This is a genomic window from Mycobacterium sp. TH-M15, assembly GCF_057473705.1.
The window spans coordinates 1-3,701 of record NZ_JBYCLB010000004.1 but is presented as its reverse complement, the minus strand read 5'-3'; the positions used below and the strand labels follow the sequence as shown (position 1 = coordinate 3,701).

General features: G+C 70.5%; 3 protein-coding genes and 1 pseudogene. All 4 read right to left on the bottom strand.

What is annotated here, in order from left to right; translation table 11 throughout:
• Positions 1-441 (bottom strand): annotated as a pseudogene (locus AC2VNT_RS00075) (ABC transporter family substrate-binding protein); the annotation flags it as partial.
• The gene (locus tag AC2VNT_RS00070; protein ID WP_486944923.1) at positions 434-2,269 is read right to left on the bottom strand and encodes a dipeptide ABC transporter ATP-binding protein; all 1,836 of its coding nucleotides are present in this window, start codon (positions 2,267-2,269) and stop codon (positions 434-436) included. The pseudogene AC2VNT_RS00075 and the gene AC2VNT_RS00070, both read right to left, overlap by 8 nt.
• Entirely contained in the window at positions 2,266-3,138 is an 873-nt protein-coding gene (locus AC2VNT_RS00065) for an ABC transporter permease (RefSeq protein ID WP_486944924.1), read from the bottom strand. The genes AC2VNT_RS00070 and AC2VNT_RS00065 overlap by 4 nt, the downstream gene beginning before the upstream one ends.
• Positions 3,139-3,186: 48 nt before the next feature.
• The coding region (locus tag AC2VNT_RS00060) for an ABC transporter permease (RefSeq protein WP_486944922.1) at positions 3,187-3,701 on the bottom strand (515 nt) is incomplete at its 5' end.

Genomic DNA, 3,701 nt, shown 5'->3' with positions numbered 1-3,701 from the left:
GACCACCTGCGGATCGGTCCGGGTCAGTTCGACACCGGAGAAGTAGTCGGTGTCGACGGTGGCCGACCCGTCCGGGCCGATGACGAAGGCGCGCGGCATGGTCGGCTTGAGCACCGAGCCGGTGTCGGCCAGGTTGCCGTCGATGTGCAGCGGGTTGAAGTTGGGCGGGAACTGGCCGAGCGTCAGCCGCAGGTTGCCGCCGTCGCGCAGGGTGGCCGGGTCCTGCGGGTTGATGTCGCTGACCGCGCCGACGGTCGAGGTGCCGGCTGGGGCGGTGACGTCGTAGTCGGCGGCCGAGCAGCCGCTCAGCGCCAGCAGCGCGGCCAGCGCCACGGCCGCGACGCGGCGCTGTGTCGCATCGACTCTGCGCCCACAGTGCGGTTTCGCGGCGAAACGACGCCGTGAGCGCAGAGTCGGCGTCACGAATGCCGGCCTAGCCATCCGCCGGCTCCGGCTTCGGCACCGCGGCCAGCAGCTTGCGGGTGTAGTCGTGCTGCGGGTTGGTGAACACCCGCTCGGCGTCGCCGTGCTCGACGATCGCCCCTTTGAGCATCACCACCACCCGGTGCGCCAGATGCTTGACCACGGAAAGATCATGCGAGACGAAGAGATAAGAGAGCCCTAGCCGATCCTGCAGGTCCAGCAGCAGGTTGATGATGCCGGCCTGAATGGAGACGTCCAGTGCGGAGACCGGCTCGTCGAGCGCCAAGATCCTCGGCTCCAGCGCCAACGCCCGGGCGACGCCGATCCGCTGTTTCTGTCCACCGGAGAACTCGGCCGGGTACCGGTTGGCGTCGGCCTGCCGCAGGCCCACCGTGTCCAGCAGGCCGGCCACCCGGGTGTGGATCTCTGCCTTGTCGAACCCGTTGGCGCGCAACGGCTCAGCCAGCACATCGAACACCGGCAGCCGGGGGTCCAGGGACGCCACCGGATCCTGGAAGACGACCTGCAGGTCACGCCGCAACGCCCGCCTGCTGTCCGGCTTGAGCAGTGCAACATCGGTGCCGAGCACCTCGATCGTCCCGGACTGCGGTGCGGCAAGTTCCAGAATCTGGTGCAGCGTGGTGGATTTCCCCGACCCCGACTCGCCGACGATGCCCAGCGTCCGGCCCTGGTGCAACTCGAAACCCACCCCGTCCACGGCGCGAACCTCGCCGACCCGGCGGCGCAGCACCGCGCCCTTGGTCAGCGGGTAGGTCTTCACCAGGTCGCGAACCCGTAACACGACCGGCGCGTCGCCGGTCTGAGCCGACGGAGCGCCGGTGCTGACCCGGTAGATGTCGGCGGCGCTGCGGCCGGCGACCTGCTCGGTGCGGATGCACGCGGCGCGGTGGTCTTCGCCGACGCTCACCAGGTCGGGCTCGCGTTCCCGGCAGGCGTCGACCGCCAGCGGGCAGCGCGGCGCAAAGGGGCAGCCCGGGCTCAGCACGGTCAGCGTCGGCGGCGAACCGGGGATCGGCACCAGCCGGGTGCCCTGCGCGGCGTCCAGCCGCGGCACCGAACCCAGCAGCCCGACGGTGTAGGGCATCCGCCGGTCGCGATACAACACGTCGACCGGGGCGCTCTCCACCACCCGGCCGGCGTACATCACCAGGGCGCGGTCGGCGAACTCGGCGACCACCCCCAGGTCGTGGGTGATGATCAGCACGCCGGCGCCGGTGGCGTCGCGGGCGGTCTTGAGCACGTCCAGGATCTGGGCCTGCACGGTGACGTCGAGCGCGGTGGTGGGCTCGTCGCAGATCAGCAGGTCCGGGTCGCAGGCGATGGCGATCGCGATCACCACCCGTTGCCGCTCCCCGCCGGAGAGTTCGTGCGGGAACGCCCGCGCCCGCCGCTCCGGCTGGGCGATGCCGACCAGCTCGAGCAGCTCGACGGCCCGCCGGTGTGCCGCCGCCTTGCCCAGCTGCGGCCGGTGCACCTCGATCGCCTCGGCGACCTGGTCGCCGACCGGGTAGACCGGGGTCAGCGCCGACATCGGATCCTGGAACACCACCCCGATCGAGGCGCCGCGGAACGTCGACATGGCGGCATCGGGCAGCCCGATCAACTCGGTGCCGTGCAACCGCACCGAGCCGGAGACCCGGGCGTATGCCGGTAGCAGGCCGACCACGGCCATCGCCGCCGCCGACTTGCCCGACCCGGACTCGCCGACCATCGCGACCACTTCGCCGGGGCTGATCTGGTAGCTGACCCCACGCACCGCGGCCACCCGCTCGGTGCCGGTGACGAACGTGACGGCGAGGTCGCTCACCTCCAACAGCGGGCTCATCGGGCCCCGCCGCGCAGGGTGGCGCTGTCCGGATCGAGCGCGTCGCGCAGTCCGTCGCCGATGACGTTGGCGCAGACCAGGATTGCGACCAACACCCCGGCCGGGAACAAGAAGACCCACGGGAAGGTGATCGCCGAGGCGGTACCGTCGGCGATCAGGGTGCCCAGCGAGACGTCCGGCGGCTGGATGCCGAACCCCAGGTAGCTCAACCCGGTTTCGGCCAGGATCGCCACCGCGACGTTCAGCGCGGTGTCGATGATCAGGATGGACGCCACGTTCGGGACGATGTGCTCGACGATGATCCGGCGGCTGGACACCCCCATATACCGTGCGGCGCGGATGAATTCCCGATCACGCAGACTCATCGTCAGGCCGCGCACCATCCGGGCGCTGACCATCCAGCTGAACGCGGCCAGCAGCAGGATCAGCAGCGCGATGTTGCCCGATCCCTTGGTCCGCGGCGTGACGATGGCGATCAGGATGAAGGCCGGCACCACCAACAGCAGGTCCACCATCGACATCAGCACCCGGTCGCGCCAGCCGCCGAAATATCCGGAGACGGCGCCGACGGTCGCGGCGATCACGGTGGAGACGAACGCGACGCAGACACCGATCAGCATGGACTTCTGCATCCCGCGCAGGATCTGCGCGAGCAGGTCCTGGCCGAGCGCGTTGGTGCCCAGCCAGTGGGTGCGGTTCGGCGGCGTCAGCAGCGCGGAGTAGTCCAGGTCGGCATACGAGTAGGGCAGCAGCGGCGGCAGCGCGTAGCAGGCCACGAACATCACCACCAACGCCACCAGCGAGGCCACCGCGGAGCGGCTGCGCAGGAAGCGCCGCAACACCAGCGTGCGACGCGAGGCGAACGTCACCGGGGTCTGCGTTGCGGCCGCCGCCGCGATCTCGGGGGTGGTCACGGCTCAGCCCAGCCGCACCCGCGGGTCCAGCACCGCGTAGATGACGTCGGAGAGCAGACCCGCCGCCAGCACCGCGGCGCCGGAGAAGACGGTGATCGCCGCGACGATATTGGTGTCCTGGGTGGCCACCCCCTGCACCACCCACTCGCCCATGCCGTGCCAGCCGAAGATCTTCTCCACGAACACCGCGCCGGTGACCAGCCCGGCCACCCCGTAGGCGAACAGGGTCGCCATCGGGATCAGCGCGGTGCGCAGGCCGTGCTTGAACAGGGCACGGCGCCGGGTCAGGCCCTTGGCCCGGGCGGTGCGGATGAAGTCCTGGTCGAGCACGTCGAGCATCGCGTTGCGCTGGTAGCGGCTGAACCCGGCGGCCGCTCCCAGCGCCAGGGTGAGCGACGGCAGCACCAGATGCTGCAGCCGGTCCGCCAACTGATGCCACGTTCCCGCCACCTCGCCCGGCGACGTCTCGCCGGTATAGTCGAACAGCTGCAGGCCGAGCACCCAGTTGACCCGCAGCG

Excerpts from the sequence above, each read along its gene's own strand:
- AC2VNT_RS00070 (WP_486944923.1), bottom strand. The coding sequence starts at position 2,269 with ATGAGCCCGCTGTTGGAGGTGAGCGACCTCGCCGTCACGTTCGTCACC.